This window comes from Herbiconiux sp. 320_LB, assembly GCF_059691755.1.
This window is the reverse complement of sequence record NZ_JCAWAD010000008.1, coordinates 1-16,447: the sequence shown is the minus strand read 5'-3', so window position 1 is coordinate 16,447 and position 16,447 is coordinate 1. Positions and strand designations below refer to the sequence as shown.

Annotated in this window: 12 protein-coding genes and 1 tRNA gene; all 13 read left to right on the top strand. The window is 71.8% G+C overall.

Going from position 1 to position 16,447, the window contains the following annotated elements:
- The first annotated feature begins 28 nt into the window (after nucleotides 1-28).
- On the top strand, nucleotides 29-2,959 hold the full coding sequence (gene topA / locus AC59HU_RS17140; RefSeq protein WP_497224638.1) for a type I DNA topoisomerase: 2,931 nt from the start codon (nucleotides 29-31) through the stop codon (nucleotides 2,957-2,959).
- Complete coding sequence (gene tmk, locus AC59HU_RS17135; protein WP_497224637.1) at nucleotides 2,956-3,576, top strand: dTMP kinase; 621 nt, start codon at nucleotides 2,956-2,958, stop codon at nucleotides 3,574-3,576. Before topA ends, tmk begins: the two co-directional genes overlap by 4 nt.
- A 71-nt stretch (nucleotides 3,577-3,647) precedes the next feature.
- Entirely contained in the window at nucleotides 3,648-4,898 is a 1,251-nt protein-coding gene (locus AC59HU_RS17130; protein WP_497224636.1) for a DNA polymerase III subunit delta', read from the top strand.
- On the top strand, nucleotides 4,895-6,475 hold the full coding sequence (locus AC59HU_RS17125; protein WP_497224635.1) for an alpha/beta hydrolase: 1,581 nt from the start codon (nucleotides 4,895-4,897) through the stop codon (nucleotides 6,473-6,475). The genes AC59HU_RS17130 and AC59HU_RS17125 overlap by 4 nt, the downstream gene beginning before the upstream one ends.
- A 2-nt stretch (nucleotides 6,476-6,477) precedes the next feature.
- Nucleotides 6,478-7,143: a TetR family transcriptional regulator gene (locus tag AC59HU_RS17120; RefSeq protein ID WP_497224634.1), complete on the top strand. Its 666-nt coding sequence runs from the start codon at nucleotides 6,478-6,480 to the stop codon at nucleotides 7,141-7,143.
- A 60-nt stretch (nucleotides 7,144-7,203) separates the two neighbouring features.
- A tRNA-Thr gene (locus AC59HU_RS17115) sits at nucleotides 7,204-7,276 on the top strand.
- A 90-nt stretch (nucleotides 7,277-7,366) separates the two neighbouring features.
- Complete coding sequence (locus tag AC59HU_RS17110; RefSeq protein WP_497224633.1) at nucleotides 7,367-8,350, top strand: Gfo/Idh/MocA family protein; 984 nt, start codon at nucleotides 7,367-7,369, stop codon at nucleotides 8,348-8,350.
- A 30-nt stretch (nucleotides 8,351-8,380) separates the two neighbouring features.
- The gene (locus AC59HU_RS17105) at nucleotides 8,381-10,048 is read left to right on the top strand and encodes a D-alanyl-D-alanine carboxypeptidase/D-alanyl-D-alanine-endopeptidase (protein ID WP_497224632.1); all 1,668 of its coding nucleotides are present in this window, start codon (nucleotides 8,381-8,383) and stop codon (nucleotides 10,046-10,048) included.
- Between the two features lie 38 nt (nucleotides 10,049-10,086).
- Entirely contained in the window at nucleotides 10,087-10,680 is a 594-nt protein-coding gene (locus AC59HU_RS17100) for an isochorismatase family protein (RefSeq protein WP_497224631.1), read from the top strand.
- A 1-nt stretch (nucleotide 10,681) separates the two neighbouring features.
- Nucleotides 10,682-12,238: a PucR family transcriptional regulator gene (locus tag AC59HU_RS17095; RefSeq protein WP_497224630.1), complete on the top strand. Its 1,557-nt coding sequence runs from the start codon at nucleotides 10,682-10,684 to the stop codon at nucleotides 12,236-12,238.
- 87 nt (nucleotides 12,239-12,325) lie between these two features.
- Nucleotides 12,326-13,789 (top strand): NAD-dependent succinate-semialdehyde dehydrogenase, encoded by a 1,464-nt coding sequence (locus tag AC59HU_RS17090; protein ID WP_497224629.1) that lies wholly within the window; start codon nucleotides 12,326-12,328, stop codon nucleotides 13,787-13,789.
- 17 nt (nucleotides 13,790-13,806) lie between these two features.
- A complete protein-coding gene (locus AC59HU_RS17085) occupies nucleotides 13,807-14,697 on the top strand; it encodes an aldo/keto reductase (RefSeq protein WP_497224628.1) in 891 nt (296 codons plus the stop codon).
- A 117-nt stretch (nucleotides 14,698-14,814) separates the two neighbouring features.
- On the top strand, nucleotides 14,815-16,447 hold a 1,633-nt coding region (locus AC59HU_RS17080), incomplete at its 3' end, for an ArnT family glycosyltransferase (RefSeq protein WP_497224627.1).

The window sequence follows — 16,447 nt, the reverse complement described above, 5'->3', positions numbered from 1 at the left end:
AACGGTTCCGCATATATAAGGAGAAAAGTTGGCCAGCCCGAGAAAGCTCGTCATCGTCGAGTCCCCGACGAAGGTGAAGTCGATCGCCCAGTACCTCGGCGACGGCTTCGATGTGCTTGCCTCCGTCGGCCACATCCGCGACCTCGTCGAGCCGAAGAACCTCCCGGCCGAGCTCAAGAAGGGCTCCCTCGGCAAGTTCTCCGTCGACGTCGAGAACGGCTTCGAGCCCTACTACGTCGTCTCCGACGCGAAGAAGAAGACCGTCGCCGAACTCAAGAAGGCGCTCGCCGGCGCCGACGAACTCTACCTCGCCACTGATGAAGACCGCGAAGGTGAGGCGATCGCCTGGCACCTGCTGCAGGTGCTGAAGCCGAAGGTCCCCGTCAAGCGCATGGTCTTCCACGAGATCACCCGCGAGGCCATCGAGGCCGCCCGCGACAACACCCGCCAGATCGACGACGCCCTCGTCGACGCGCAGGAGACCCGCCGCATCCTCGACCGTCTTTACGGCTACGAGGTCAGCCCGGTGCTCTGGCGCAAGGTCGGCCCGGGCCTCTCCGCCGGCCGCGTGCAGTCCGCCGCCACCCGCCTGGTCGTCGACCGCGAGCGCGAGCGCCTCGCCTTCACGAGCGCCAATTACTGGGACCTGACGGCCCGCCTCGCCCCCGACGCCGCGCATCCGGAGGTCGACACCTTCGACGCCCGCCTGGTGCGACTGAACGGTGAGCGCGTCGCCAGCGGCCGCGACTACGACGAGAGTGGAAAGCTCAAGGGCAAGGCCGTCGCCCTGGGCGAGCCCGCCGCGACCGCGCTGAAGTCGGCTCTCGAGGCCGAGGGCGTCGACATCCACGTCACCTCCCTCGAGACCAAGCCCTACACCCGCCGGCCCGCCGCGCCCTTCACCACCTCGACGCTGCAGCAGGAGGCCGCCCGCAAGCTCCGCTTCTCGGCCCGCCAGACGATGAGCGTCGCCCAGTCGCTCTACGAGAACGGCTACATCACCTACATGCGAACCGACTCCCCGTCGCTCTCGCAGCAGGCCATCAACGCCGCCCGCAACCAGGCCACCAAGCTCTACGGCGCCGACACCATCCCCGACAAGCCTCGGCTCTACAGCGGCAAGGGCAAGAACGCGCAGGAGGCCCACGAGGCCGTGCGCCCGGCCGGCGAGGTCTTCAAGACCCCGTCCGAGCTGTCCGGCGTGCTCCGTGGCAACGACTTCCGCCTCTACGAGCTGATCTGGAAGCGCACGGTCGCCTCGCAGATGGCCGACGCCAAGGGCTCCACGGCCTCCGTCACCATCGCGGCCGGTCCGGTCGTGGTCGACGAGCTCGGTGGCGCCACCACGGCCGAGTTCTCGGCCTCCGGCACGGTCATCACCTTCCGCGGCTTCCTGCACGCCTACGAGGAGAGCCGCGACGAGGAGCGCAACGCGTCGAGCGAGCCCACCGAGGCGAAGCTGCCCGTGCTCAAGGAGGGCCAGGCCCTCGCGGCGGTCGAGGTGGATGCTGCCGGTCACGACACGACTCCGCCGCCCCGCTACACGGAGGCCAGCCTGGTCAAGGCGCTCGACGAGCTCGGCATCGGCCGGCCCTCGACCTACGCCTCGATCATCTCGACCATCATCGACCGCGGCTACGTCACCCCCCGCGGCCAGGCGCTCGTGCCCAGCTGGACCGCGTTCTCGGTCGTGCGCCTGCTCGAGGACTTCTTCACCGAGCTCGTCGACTACGACTTCACGGCCGCGCTCGAGGCCGACCTCGACAAGATCGCCGACGGCGACGAAGACCGCGTCGACTGGCTCAACGGCTTCTACTTCGGCAGCGAGGGCCACCCCGGTCTTCGCAACGTCATCGACAACATGGGCGAGATCGACGCGAAGGCCGTCAACTCGGTCGCCATCACCGACGACATCACGCTGCGCATCGGCAAGTACGGCCCCTACCTCGAGGTCGTCGACCCCTCCGGCGACCTGGAGGCGACTCCGCGCCGGGTCAACCTGCCGCAGGATCTCGCTCCCGACGAGCTGACCCCGGAGAAGGCGCGCGAGCTGGTCGACGCCCCGGTCGTCACCGACCGCGTCATCGGCGTCAACCCCGAGAACGGCAAGGAGATCGTGGCGAAGGACGGCCGGTTCGGCCCCTACGTCACCGAGCTCGAGCCGGTGGTTCCCGAGCCCGAGACGGCGGCGTCGACGGATGCGGCGGGCTCCGGCACGGCCGCGGCCGGCGCCACCGCCACCGCCACGAAGGCCCCCGCGAAGAAGGCCCCGGCCAAGAAGGCCGCTGCCGTGAAGCCGCGCACCGCATCCCTGTTCAAGTCGATGGACCTGGCGACGATCGACCTCGACACCGCCCTGCGGTTGCTGAACCTGCCCCGCACGGTGGGGGAGGACCCGGAGTCCGGCGAGCCGATCACCGCCCAGGGCGGCAAGTTCGGGCCCTACCTCAAGAAGGGCACCGACACGCGCTCGCTCGAGAACGAGGACCTGATCTTCGACATCGACCTCCCCGGTGCGCTCGAGCTGTTCGCCCAGCCGAAGTACGGCGCCCGGCGTGCCTCGTCGGCGCTCAAGGAGTTCGACGCCGACCCCGAGAGCGGCAAGCCGATCCGGGTGAAGGACGGCCGCTTCGGCCCCTACGTGACGGACGGCGTGACCAACGCCACCATCCCGCGCGGTGAGACCGTCGAGGAGATCGACTTCGAGCGTGCCGTGCAGCTTCTCGCCGACAAGCGCGCGAAGGGACCGGCGACGGGCCGGAAGCCCGCGGCCAAGAAGCCCGCGGCCAAGAAGCCCGCCGCTAAGAGCACGGCGGCCAAGACGACGGCGGCCAAGAAGCCGGCGGCAAAGACGACGGCGGCAAAGACCACCGCGGCCAAGACCACGGCCGCCAAGAAGCCGGCCGCCAAGACCACCGCCGCCAAGACCGCCGCGCCGAAACCCGCTCCCGAGCAGTGACCGGCCTCTTCATCACCCTCGAGGGCGGTGACGGCTCGGGCAAGACCACGCAGGCGTCCCTGCTCGAGTCGTGGCTCGTCGAGCAGGGCCGCATCGTGGTGCGCACGCGCGAACCCGGCGGCACCGAGTTCGGGGTCGAGGTGCGCGAGATCGTGCTGCACAGCCGGGGCGACATCAGCCCCCGGGCCGAGGCGCTGCTCTACGCCGCGGATCGGGCGCACCACATCGAGACTAAGGTGCGCCCGGCCCTCGAGCGCGACGAGGTCGTCGTGCAGGATCGCTACCTCGACTCCTCGGTCGCCTACCAGGGCGCCGGCCGCGTGCTGGATGCGGGCGAGATCCGCGCACTGTCGCTCTGGGCCGCCGAGGGACTGCTGCCCGACCTCACGGTGCTGCTCGACCTCGACGAGGAGCGCGCCCGCGAGCGACTGGACAACGCCAACAAGCGGTTCGACCGCCTCGAGTCCGAGAAGGCCGACTTCCACCGCCGGGTGCGGGCGGCGTTCCTCGAGCTCGCCGCCGCCGAACCCGAGCGGTTCCTCGTCGTCGACGCCTCGCGACCGGCGGAGGAGATCGCCGGCGTCATCCGGAACCGCGTCGCGCCGCTTCTCGCGTAAACAGCTCGCGGAGTCTGGGCGGAGTCGCCGGAGCGGGGTCGGCTGTCAGGGGCGACCGATAGATTGATGCCATGAGCGTGTGGGACGACCTGACCGGGCAATCGGCCGCGATCGAGGTCTTCCGCGCCGCCGCGGAGAGCGCCGGCCAAAGCCCCGCCGGCGCCGGCGCCGCGAACGCCACTAGCAACGCCGCCACCGCGACCGACGGCACAAGCATCCCCGCTCCCACCGACTCGATGACCCACTCCTGGCTCATCACGGGCCCCCCGGGCTCCGGCCGCTCGAACCTCGCCTACGCCTTCGCCTCCGCCCTGCTCTGCCGATTCGACGGCTGCGGTGTGTGCAGCGACTGCCGTCAGGTCGCCGCACGCACGCATCCCGACCTCGCGATCCTCGCCACCGAGCGGGTCATCATCTCGATCGACGAGGTGCGTCGCCTGGTCAGCGCCTCGCAGTTCTCGCCCTCGGTCTCCCGCTACCGCGTGGTCGTGATCGAAGACGCCGACCGGATGGCGGAGCGCACCTCGAACGTGCTCCTGAAGGCCCTCGAAGAGCCGCCGGAGCGCACGGTGTGGATCCTCTGCGCCCCGAGCGAGGCCGACCTGCTGCCGACGATTCGCTCCCGGGTGCGCTCGGTGCGCCTCCGGGTGCCGAGCACCGACGACGTCGCCGCCCTCCTGGTCAAGCGCGACGGGGTCGACGCCGACCTGGCCCTCCGTGCCGCGCGCGAGTCGCAGAGCCACATCGGCATGGCGCACCGCCTGGCCACCAACGAGGAGGCCAGGGCCCGACGCGACGAGACCATCGACCTCGCCCTCTCGGTCTCGACCGTGGGCGACGCCGTCCGGGGTGCCGCCCGGCTGCTCGAGATCGCGGGCGCCGACGCGCAGGCGATCACCGAAGAACGGGATGCCGAGGAGCGGGCCGCCGCGCTCCGCTCCCTCGGGGTCGAGCCGGGTCAGGCCGTGCCCCTCGCGCTCCGCGGCCAGATGAAGGCCCTCGAAGACGACCAGAAGCGCCGCGCGACCCGGAGTCTCCGCGACGGCATCGACCGCATCCTCACCGATCTGCTCTCGCTGTTCCGCGACATCCTGATCGTGCAGCTCGGGTCGCGGATCGAGCTCGTCAACGAGTCGATCTCCCCGCGGGTCCACGACGTGGCCGGCGGTAACGATTCGTCATCGACCCTCGCGGCGATGGATGCGATCGCCGTCGCGCGCCGGAGGATTGCGGCTAACGTCGCTCCCGCCCTCGCCCTCGAAGCCATGCTCGTCACGGTCGCCGAGGCGGCCCGCTCCGCATCACGAAAGGTTCCTCAGTGACCCGTCCCACCCCGAGTCGGCGCTCCCGGCTGGCCGTCGCCGCCGCAGCGCTGCTCGCCACGAGTCTGCTGCTCTCCGGCTGCACCACCTGGTTCATCGGTAACCAGGGCGCCCCCGGGGCGACCTCCGCGGCCCCGGCCACGTCGACGCCGCTGGCCGAGGACGTGCCGGCCGCACTCGCGCCGTTCTACGGGCAGTCGCTGGTGTGGTCCTCGTGCGGCGGCGGCTTCCAGTGCGCCGAGGCGACCGCTCCGCTCGACTGGGCGAACCCCTCGGGCGACACCGTGAAGCTCGCGATGATCAAGAAGCCCTCCTCCGGCCAGGGTCAGAAGCTCGGCACCCTGTTCGTGAACCCGGGCGGCCCCGGTGGCTCGGCCTACGACTTCGTGCAGCAGTCGGCCGACTACGCCGCCCACCCCACGCTCCAGGCGTCCTACGACGTGATCGGCTACGACCCCCGCGGCACCGGCCACTCCGACGCCGTGCACTGCCTCTCCGACAAGGAGCGCGACGCCTTCCTCTACGACGTCACGCCCGGTGTCCGCGGCTCGGCCGAGTGGCTCGCCGCCTACACGGCGACCTGGAAGGACTTCGCCGAGAAGTGCGCCCAGAACACCGGCCCGCTGCTGCAGTTCATCGACACCGACAGCACCACGCGCGACCTCGACATGCTGCGCGCCCTGGTCGGCGACCCGAAGCTCAACTACCTCGGCTACTCCTACGGCACCCTCCTCGGCGCCGAGTACGCCGGCAACTTCCCCGACAAGGTCGGCCGCATGGTGCTCGACGGCGCCGAAGACCCGTCGGTCAACGGGTTCGGTATCTCGATCGCCCAGGCCGGCGGCTTCGAGACGGCGTTGAAGAACTACCTCGCCGACTGCGCGAGCCGCTCGGGCTGCTGGTTCGACGGCTCGGCCGACCAGGCCCTCACGCGCATCCAAGACCTGCTCGCCAAGGTCGAGGCGAGCCCGGTGCGCTCGAGCGACGGCCGCCAGCTCGGTGCGGCGAACCTCCTCACCGCGATCTTCTACCCGCTCTACAACAAGGGCAACTGGCCCCTGCTCGACGACCTGTTCACCTCGGTCGAGAAGGGGCAGGCCGACTACGCCTTCCAGTTGGCGGATGCGTACAACAGCCGCAACTCCGACGGCACCTACGCCGACAACCTGATCGAGTCGTTCAACGCGATCTCCTGCGCCGATTTTCCGGCGTCGACCGACCCGGCCGTCGTCGCCCAGCAGAACGCCGACCTGATCGCCGCCTCCCCGACGGTGGGCCCGTACTGGACCTACAGCGACATCCCGTGCTCCCAGTGGGTCTACCCGAGCACCCGCGTCCCCGCCGCGGTGACGGCGGCGGGCTCGGCGCCGATCATCGTCGTCGGCACGACCGGCGACCCCGCCACCCCCTACAAGTGGGCGCAGGCGCTGGCCGGCCAGCTGCAGAACGGCCACCTGGTGACGTTCGAGGGCGACGGCCACACGGCCTACAACTCGTCCTCCTGCGTCGATGCGACGGTCGACGCGTACTTCCTGCAGGGCACCGTCCCGGCCTCCGACCCGAACTGCACGAGCTGAGGATGTCGGCCGCCCTGCGTCACGACGACTCGCTCGGCCTCCGCGAGCGGAAGCGGCGCGCGACCCGGCGCCGCATCCAGCTCGCGGTCCTGCACCTGGTCGACCGGCGGGGCCTCGACCAGGTGACGATCGACGACATCAGCCGCGAGGCCGAGGTCAGTCCGCGCACCTTCTTCAACTACTTCCCCACGAAGGAGGACTCGCTGGCCGGCGACCCGCCCTTCGTGCTCACCGACGAGGTCGCCACGGCCTTCGAACACACGGGCCCCGGAGGCGATCCGCTCGAAGACGTGCTCGCCATCATGGGCGACCAGGTCGGCGAGGCCGGGGCCGTCGACCCCGAACTGCACCAGCTCCGTCAGCGCGTGATGGCCGCCTACCCCCAGATCTTCGCGCTCCGGATGGACCGGTTGCGCGAGTCCGAGGCCGCGCTGGCCGCCGCGGTCGAGCGCCGGCTCGCCGCCGACGCCCAGGCGGAGGGCGAGGAGTTCGACCCGGTCGAGGCCGCCGAACGCGCCCGCCTGACCAGCCTGCTCGCGCTCACCCTCGCGCGGAACGCCTGGCTCTCCTCCACCGAGCATCCCGAGCTGGGCTCGCTGGCCGAGGTGCTCTCGCGTTCCTACGGCCGGCTCCGCGAACTGCTGGGCGTTACCCGCTCCGAGGTGTGAACGAGCGCTCCGCGGATCGGCTATGCTTTGTTGCTGTGCCGAGCGCCATGCGCCGGCCAGGCCGCCTTAGCTCAGTCGGCAGAGCGATTCACTCGTAATGAATAGGTCCCGGGTTCGATTCCCGGAGGCGGCCCGCTACGTCCCCCAGTCCCGTCCGGGACGGGGGACTTCGGCTTTCACCAGCGCGGTCGACGACGGCGCGGTCACTGAGAAGGAGACGACGATGTCCGACACCATCCGCTGGGGGATCCTCGGCACCGGCTGGATCGCCGAGACCTTCGTGCCCGACCTGCAGGCGGCGGGCCTGACCGTGTCCGCGGTCGGTTCGCGCACGCAGGAGTCGGCCGACGCCTTCGCGGCCCGCTTCGACATCCCGCGCGCCCACGGCAGCTACGAGGCGCTGGCCGCGGATCCGGAGGTCGACGTCATCTACGTGGCCACGCCGCATCCGATGCACGCCGAGAACGCCCTGCTCGCGATCGCGAACGGCAAGCACGTACTGGTCGAGAAGGCCTTCACCCTGAACGCGGCCGAGGCCGCCCGGGTCGCCGAGGCGGCGGCGGATGCGGGTGTCGCGCTGATGGAGGCGATGTGGACGCGGTTCCTCCCGCACATGGTCCGCATCCGCGAGATCATCGCCGAGGGCACCCTGGGCGACGTGCGCACGGTGATCGCCGAGCACGACCAGAAGCTGCCGAGCGACCCGGCGCACCGCATCAACAACCCCGAGCTCGGCGGCGGCGGGCTGCTCGACCTCGCCATCTACCCGGTGTCGTTCGCGATCGACATGCTCGGCCTGCCGACGCGCGTGCTCGCCTCGGCGACCATGACCGAGACCGGGGTCGACCGGCAGACCGCCCTGATCTTCGAGCACGAGGGCGGCCGGCAGTCGATGTCGCACAGCGCTATCGACGCCGCCGGCCCCGTGAACGCGGCGATCATCGGTACCGAGGCGCGCATCGAGATCGAGCCCTGGTGGTACAACCCCACCACCTTCCGCGTCGTGACGCCGAGCGGCGAGGTGCTGGAGACCTTCGACCAGCCGGTCGTCTCGCGCGGGATGCAGTACCAGGCCATCGAGCTCGAGCGCGTGATCCGGGCCGGCGAGACCGAGAGCCCGATGCTGCCGGTCGCCGAGTCGGTCGCGATCATGCGGGTGCTCGACGAGGTGCGGGAGCAGATCGGGCTCCGCTACCCGGGCGAGTAGCCCCGGTTCCGCGCGGGTACGATGGGCTGGATGTCGGACACCCGCACCCCTGACGACCAGCCCGTCTCGCGCCGAGCGCAGCGGGAGGCCGAGGCGCGGGCGACGGAGCCCGCGGCCGAGGCCGCTCCGGCGGTCGCGCCTGCGACCCCGAGCTCGGCACAGACCCCGAGCCCGGCACAGACCCCGAGCCCGGCACCGACCCCCGCATCCGCGGCCGTCGCCCCCGCGGCACGGACAACGGTCCCGGCAACCTCGCCGTCCACCCCCCTGCGCCTCTCCCTCGCCCGCCACCCCCGCGCCTGGGCCGCCGCCGCGGCGGCCGTCGCGCTCGTGGTGCTCGGCGGCGGCGCCTTCGCCGCCGGTGCCGCGGTCGGCTCCGGCGCCGAGGCCGCCCCGGCCGCCTACGTCGCCCCGATCAGCGCCTCGGCCACGCCCAGCGCGAGCGCGACGACCTCGACTCCCACCCCCACCGCCGATGCGCGCGTCGTGCCGGCGGCCCCGGCGGCAGCCGCCCCCGTGCGCACCTGTTCGGTCGCCGGGCTCGCCACCGACGGCCGGCTCGGCACCTTCCTCGGCAGCGTGCGCAACGCCACGACCGGTGAGATGCTGTTCGACCGCTCCGCCGGAACCTTCGCGCGCACCGCCAGCGTGATGAAGGTACTCAGCAGCTCGGCGGCCCTCGCCGTGCTGGGCCCGGACTACCGGGTTCCCACCACGGTCGTGAAGGGCTCCGCACCGGGCCAGGTCGTGCTGGTCGGCGGTGGCGACATCACGCTCGCCAGCGGCGGATCGAACATCTACACCGATGCCGCGAGCCTGCCCGAGCTGGCCGACCAGGTGAAGGCCGCCTGGGCCGCCGACCCCGCCACCGCGGGCACCCCGATCAGCTCCATCGTGCTCGACGCGAGCATCTTCTCCGGCGACCGGTGGCAGCCCTCGTGGAACCGCAAGGAGCAGCGCGACGGCTACTCCTCCGAGGTCACCGGCCTCCAGGTCGACGGCGACCGGGCCGAACCGTCGGCGAACGTGTCGGCGCGGTCGGACAACGCGGTGCTCAGAGCCGGTCAGGCCTTCGCCATCGCGCTCGGAGCCCCGGGCGCCGACCTCGCCGAGGGCGTTGCGCCGGCCGGTGCACCCCAGCTCGGCCAGGTGCTCTCGGCTCCGGTGTCGACGATGATCCCGGATGCGCTGCTGCGCTCGGACAACACAGAGGCCGAGATGCTCGCACGGCTGGTCGCCGTGAAGCTCGGCGTGGGCAACTCCTTCGACGCGCTCCGCACCGCCATCCCGCAGGCTCTCGCCGGGTACGGCCTGGACACCTCCGGACTGACGATCGTCGACGGCTCGGGCCTCAGCGACGACAACGGCGTCTCGCCGAACTTCCTCACCGCCCTGTTCGTCAAGATCCGCAACGGCGAGGGCTCGCTCGCCGTCGTCCGCGACGGCCTGCCCGTCGCCGGGGAGACCGGCACCCTGGCCGGCCGGTTCGGCGGCTCACCTGCGGCCGGCAGCGTGATCGCCAAGACCGGCTGGATCGACACCGGGTACACCCTCTCCGGCATCATCGACTCGGCCGACGGAACCCCGCTGACCTTCGCGTTCTTCGCCCTCGACGACGTCGGCGACAGCGCGAAGACCGCGATCGACGCCCTCACCACCGCCGTGTACGAGTGCGGCAACACCCTCTCCAACAACTGACAGACCGGGCCGGGACGCCCGGCGGATGGAGCATTGAGATGGCCAAGGCCCTGTTCATCATCGACGTGCAGAACGACTTCATCGAGGGCGGCGCCCTCGGCGTCGAGGGCGGCACCGCGGTCGCCGAGGGGATCTCGCGGATGCTCGCCGCGCATCCGGACGCCTACGAATTCGTGATCGCCTCGCGCGACTGGCACGACCCCGACAACGACAACGGCGGTCACTTCGCCGGCGACGCCGAGCCCGATTTCGTCACCACCTGGCCGGTGCACTGCGTGGCCGGCACCTACGGAGCGGAATACCACGACCAGCTGACGACGAACGCCATCGACCACCACGTGCGGAAGGGCCAGGGCGAGCCCGCCTACTCGATCTACGAGGGCGTCACGGAGGAGGGCGGCACCGTGCGCGAGCTGCTGGACGCCAACGGCATCACGAAGATCGACGTGGCCGGACTCGCGACCGACTACTGCGTCCGCGCCTCGGCGCTGGACGCGCTCGAGCACGGCCGTCAGGTGAGGGTCATCACCGACCTGGTCGCCGGGGTGTCGCCGGAGGCCTCCCGGGCCGCGATCGCGGAGCTCGCGCGCGCCGGCGCCGACCTCATCACCTCCGACCACGTCGACCGCTGACGTGCCGGCCACCCTCGGGGCGCTGCTGGAGCGGCGGGAGTTCGCGCTCCGGCTCCTGACGCCGCCCGGCGGCGATCTGCCGCTGCTCTGGGCGCACGCCTCCGACCTCGAGGATCCGACGCCCTTCGTCGTGCCCGGCCAGATGCTCCTGACGACCGGGAGGCAGTTCGGCGAGGCGGCGGCGCTGGAGGATCCCGCCGCCTTCGCGCCGGCCTACGTGGGCCGGCTCGTCGCATCCGGGGTCGCGGCGCTCGGCTTCGGCACCGAGGTCGTGCGCCACGGGGTGCCGACCGAGCTGGTCGAGGCCTGCGTGCGACTCGGACTGCCGCTGGTCGAGGTGCCGTACCCGACGCCCTTCATCGCGATCGCGCGCTGGATCGCCGAGGTGCAGGCCGCCGAGGAGCGCTCGCGGGTCGACTGGGCGCTCGGCACCCAGCGGGCCGTCTCGCTCGCCGCACTGGCCGGGGGAGGGCTCGCCGCCGCCGTCCGGGCCGCCGCCGCGGGCCTGGACTGCGACATCGCGCTCTACGACCCGGACGCCGAGCAGTCGCCGGCCGAATCCGTGGTCGGCCCGAGGGCCGAGGCGGTGCTCGCCGGAGCCGAGGACGACGTGCGCGAACTGCTGCAGAAGCAGCGCCGGGCTCGGCTGGACCGCGAGGCGGAGGGCCTCCACCTGAGCATCCAGACCCTGGGCGGCAGCGGGCGGCTGCTCGGCGTGCTCGCGCTGGCGCGCCCCGAGCCCTTCGACTCCGCCGACCTCTCCGTGGTCACCACCCTCGTCGCCCTCGCCGAGGTCTCGCTCGAGCGCAGCCGCGAGCTGCGGCTCGGTCTTCGGGCGCTGCTGGTGCAACTGTTCGAGATGCTGCGCGACGGGCGGGTGGATGCGGTGCGCCGGGCCCTCAAGGACATCCCGACCGGCCTGCCCGGCACCCGGTTGGTGGTCGCGGCCCTGCCCACGGGGGAACTCTCGACGGCCCTGCTCGACACCCTCGAGCGGCGCGCGGCCGACCGGCGCCACCGGTTGTTCCTGGTCGAGCACGAGGGGACGGTCGTGCTGCTGGTCGACGCCGCCCGGTGGCCCGAGCTGCGACGGCTGCTGGAGCAGCGCCGGGCGCGGGCCGGGGTGTCGGACGTGGTCGGGTGGGACGGCCTCGAGGCGGGGCTCGTGCAGGCCGCGCGTTCGCTCGAGCGCGCCGAGCCTGGGCAGATCGCCGATTTCGCGAGCCTGGTGTCGTCGAGCTTCTTCGGCCTCCTCAGCACCGCCTCGGTGGCGGAGGTCGCCCGCACCCGGCTCGATCCGCTGCTCCAGCGGCCCGACGGCGAGGAGCGGCTGCACGAGGCGGCCGTCTGGCTCCGCCACAACGGCCAGTGGGATCCGGCCGCCCGCGAACTCGGCATCCACCGGCACAGTCTCCGCGGCCGGATGCAGTCGCTGGAGTCGGTGCTGGGGCTGGAGCTCGACCGGTTCCAGGATCGCGCCGAACTCTGGGCCCTCCTGGCGGCGGCCGACCATCGTCCTTCGCCCGAGGGTGACAGATCGGCAGATCGATCCTGGTGATCTGCCAGAAAGTCACGAGCCGGGCTCGGCGGCGCGGGTAGGGTCGCAGAAAGCCCCTCCTTCGTCCCTGCCGTGAAAGGACTCCCCGTGACCGCAGTCTCCGAGACCGACCTGCTCGCCTCGATCCCCGACCGCCTGTTCATCGGCGGCGAATGGGTCGCCGGCTCCACCGGCGCCACGATCGACGTGTTCGATCCCGCCACCGGCAACCGGCTGAAGGCCATCGCCGACGCCACGCCGGCCGACGGCATGGCGGCTCTGGACGCCGCGGTCGCGGCCGCCGACGCCTGGGCGGCCACCGCCCCGCGCACCCGTGGCGAGATCCTCCGCGGCGCCTTCGACCTGCTGCAGCAGCGTCGCGACGAGGCCGCCCTCTTGATGACCCTCGAGATGGGCAAGCCCCTGGCCGAGGCGCAGGGCGAGATCACCTACGGCGGCGAGTTCCTGCGCTGGTTCGCCGAGGAGGCCGTGCGAATCTCGGGCCGCTACGGCTCGAACCCCGAGGGCACGGGCCAGATGGTCGTCTCGCAGCGGCCGGTCGGCCCCAGCTACCTGATCACCCCGTGGAACTTCCCGCTCGCGATGGCGACGCGGAAGATCGCGCCCGCCCTGGCGGCGGGCTGCACCGCCGTGGTCAAGCCGGCCGCGCTCACCCCGCTCACCACCCTGTTCGTCGCCCGCCTTCTCGAGGAGGCCGGGCTGCCGGCCGGGGTGCTCAACGTCATCACCACCTCCGACTCGCGCGGGGTGTCCGACCCGATCATCGCCGATCCGCGACTGCGCAAGCTCAGCTTCACCGGCTCCACGCCGGTGGGGCGCGGCCTGATGAAGCAGGCGGCCGAGAACGTGCTCCGCACCTCGATGGAGCTCGGCGGCAACGCCCCCTTCGTCGTCTTCGGCGACGCCGACCTCGACAAGGCGGTCGACGGCGCGATGGCGGCGAAGTTCCGCAACATCGGGCAGGCCTGCACGGCGGCGAACCGCTTCATCGTGCACTCCTCGGTCGCCGCCGAGTTCGGTCGCCGGATCGCCGAGCGGGTGGGAGCCCTCCGCATCGGCCGCGGCACCGAGGAGGGTGTCGGGATCGGCCCGCTGATCAACGACGCCGCGGTCGACAAGGCCGACGAGCTGGTGCAGGATGCGGTCTCCCGCGGCGCGAACCTGGTCGCCGGCGGCCACCGCGTCGAGGGCCCCGGCAGCTTCTACGAGCCGACCGTCGTGACCTCGGTGCCGGCCGGCAGCGAGATCCTCCGCGAGGAGATCTTCGGCCCGGTCGTCTCGATCGTCGAGTTCGACGACGAGGACGAGGCGGTGCGGCTGGCGAACGACACCGAGTACGGACTGGTCTCGTACGTCTTCACCGAGAACCTGGCCCGCGGTCAGCGGATGATCGCCAAGCTCGACACCGGCATGATGGGTCTGAACGTGGGGGTCATCTCCAACGCGGCAGCCCCGTTCGGCGGCATCAAGCAGTCCGGGCTCGGTCGTGAGGGCGGCTCGGAGGGCATCCACGAGTACCTGTCGACGAAGTACACGCTGATCCCGAACTGACGGCGTAGCGTTCGGGTATGAGCATTCCCACCCTCACCCTGAACAACGGTGTGACCCTTCCGGCGATCGGACTGGGCGTCTACCAGAGCGCCCCCGAGGAGACGGCCGCCGCGGTCGAGTCCGCCCTGCGGACCGGCTACCGCCACATCGACACGGCGGCCGTCTACGGCAACGAACGACAGGTCGGGGAGGGCATCCGGGCCTCCGGTGTCGACCGCGACGAGGTGGTGATCGAGTCGAAGGTGTGGGTGAGCGACTTCGGTCGCGATCGCACCCTGCACGCCTTCGAGAAGGCGACGGGCAAGCTCGGGTTCGACACGATCGACATCCTGATCCTGCACCAGCCGGCGCCGAGCCGCTTCGACCAGACGATCGGCGCCTACCAGGCGCTCGAGGAGCTGCTCGCCGCCGGCCGGGTGCGCGCGATCGGCGTGAGCAACTTCACCCCGGCCCACGTGGATCGGCTGCTCGCCTCGGTGGAGGTCGTGCCGGCGCTGAACCAGGTCGAGCTGCACCCGTACTTCGCGCAGCCCGCGCTCCAGCAGGTCGACCACGATCTCGGCATCCTGACCCAGGCCTGGTCGCCGATCGGCGGCATCACCTTCTACCCGGGCTGGGGCGAGCACCGTCGCAGCGTGATGGAGGACGAGACCCTCGCCGCGATCGCGGCCGACCACGGCAAGTCGCCCGCGCAGGTCATGCTGCGCTGGCACGTGCAGGAGGGGCGCTCGGCGATCCCGAAGTCGGTGAACCCCGAGCGGATCGCCCAGAACTTCGACATCGGCGACTTCGAGCTCTCCGGCGACGAGCTGGCCCGGATCGACGCGCTCGACTCGGGTGTGCGGAGCGGACCCGATCCGGACGTCGAGCGGCCGGCGATGTTCGACCGGGAGATCCCGGAGGCCTGAGCCCGCCCGGAGGACTGAGCTCAGGCGGAGGCCTGAGCGTCGCGCCCGGCCAAGCTCACAGCCGCCCCATATCCTCGCCGATGCCGGGCCACATGATCCGACCGTAGCGTCCTCTCTGTGACCGCTATCACCGGAGACCTCGACCCCCGCACCGGACCACTCGGCCTGACCGGCTCGTCCGACCGCGACGGCAGTGACGGCCGCGACGGCAACGCAGACCGGGCCGCCCGCGTGCGCACCCGCCGTCACTGGGGCGCCTGGAACACCGGCCTCGTGCTGCTGACCGCCCTGACGGCCTTCACCACCCTCTGGGCGCTCCAGCTCGGGCAGCGGTCGGAGTACTACGCGTCGATCGCGCTCTCGATGAGCACGAGCTGGTCGAACTTCCTCTTCGGCGCGGTCGACCCGACGGGTGTGGTCTCGCTCGACAAGATCCCGGGGTCGTACTGGGTGCCGGCCCTGTTCGTCAGAGCCTTCGGGTTCTCGACCTGGTCGGTGGATGCGCCCAATGCGATCGCGACGGTCGTCGCCGTCGTGCTCGTGGCCGTCACCGCGAAGCGCCTGCTCAACCCCACCGCGGGGCTCCTCGCCGGTGCCGCCGTCGCGGCCACGCCCATCCTGGCCGCCGTCGCCCGCACCAACCAGCCCGAGTCGTTCTTCGTGCTGGCGCTCGCCCTGGCCGCCTGGGCGGCCTCGAAGGCGCTGACCCGGGGGTCGGCGGGGTGGCTGATCGGAGCAGGCGCCTTCATCGCGCTGGCGTTCCAGATGTACATGCTCGAGGCCTGGGCGGTCTGGCCGGCGCTCGCCGCGGCCTACCTGGTCGTGAAGAAGCCCTGGTGGCGCAAGATCCGCGACCTCGCGATCGCCGGGGCGGTCAGCCTTGCGCTGTCGCTGACCTGGATCGTCGTCGTCTGGGCCGTTCCCGCGAGCAGCCGCCCGTACGTGGGCGGCACCTACGGCAACAACCCGTTCGAGATGGTGTTCGGCTACAACGGGCTGGGCCGGTTCTCGGCCACGGCGACCTCGGACGCCTATCGCTCCTTCACCCCGCCGTTCTCCGGCGACGCCGGGGTGTTGCGGCTCTTCAACGCCGAGGTCGGCCCGCAGGTGGCCTGGCTCATCCCGGCCGCGCTCGTCGCGATCGTCGTGCTCGCCGTGCTGCGGTTCCACCGGCCGACGCTGGTCTTCCTCGGCGGCTGGCTGCTCACCTTCGGCGCCATGTTCTCGGCGGTCGCCGGGATGCACCAGTTCTACACCGCGTCGCTCGCCCTCCCGCTCGGGCTGCTGGTGGGGCTGGCGTTCGCCCTCGCTCGCTCGCGCGGCATCCTGTGGCCGCAGCTGGCGCTGATCGGGGTCGCCGCGACGACCGCCCTGGCGATCGGCCTCTACCAGCCGGCGTACCTGTACTGGGTGGCGATCGTGCAGGGCGTGCTCGCCGTGGTGGCCGTCGTGCTGCTGGTGCTCGGGCACCGTCGCCGCCCTCGTCAGGGGGCGCCCGCGCCCGTCGTGGCCCGGCCCGGCCTCGCCCGGCCTTTCGTCACTAGGTCCGTCTCGGTGCTGGCGGGCTTCGCCCTCCTGCTCGCCCCGGCCGCGTGGTCTCTCGACGTGATGAACCACGCCAACTCGATCAACCCCATCGCCGGGTCGGGTTCGAGCCTCGGCACGGGCTTCGGCGGCGGGGGCGGCCGGCCGGGAGCCTCCGCGTTCGGCACGCGCGACGGCGGCGACTCCGGCCGGGGCGGCCCCGGCG